The following is a 413-nucleotide window of genomic DNA, read 5'->3' on the forward strand; positions in this document are numbered from 1 at the left end:
CTTTTTAATTGCGTGAGTTTTGGCTTGATTGCTTCGGCGTAGTGGGCGATAAGCGCCGCATCTAGGCGGTCGTTTTTCGCTTTATTGCCAAGAGCACCAGAAAACTTTTGATGTGTAATGGGTTAGCGATGACATAAGGCAGATTGGCTTTTCACACGCTAAGATGAATGGCATCTCCAATCGACCGGTTGCTTCAATAACAATCCGTTCTGGATGATATTTAGCAATAGTGCGAACGGCTTGTTTGATGCCTTTTTCATCATTTGTGACATTAAAATAGATATCGAGAGGGCGGATATAGATATCAAGTTGTGTCTTACCTGTATCAACGCCGACATTAATGTTTTGAAGTGTATTTGTATTCATAATAAGCTAACTCTTGCTTGCGAAATGCGGGCTCGAGACCCAGAAGA

1 pseudogene is annotated in these 413 nt (G+C 42.1%); it reads right to left on the reverse strand.

Annotation, left to right across the window (positions count from 1 at the left end):
• Window positions 1–366: pseudogene (locus CIK04_RS30285) on the reverse strand (transposase); the annotation flags it as partial.
• Window positions 367–413 lie beyond the last annotated feature (47 nt).

This window comes from Vibrio sp. 03_296 (genome assembly GCF_002265885.1).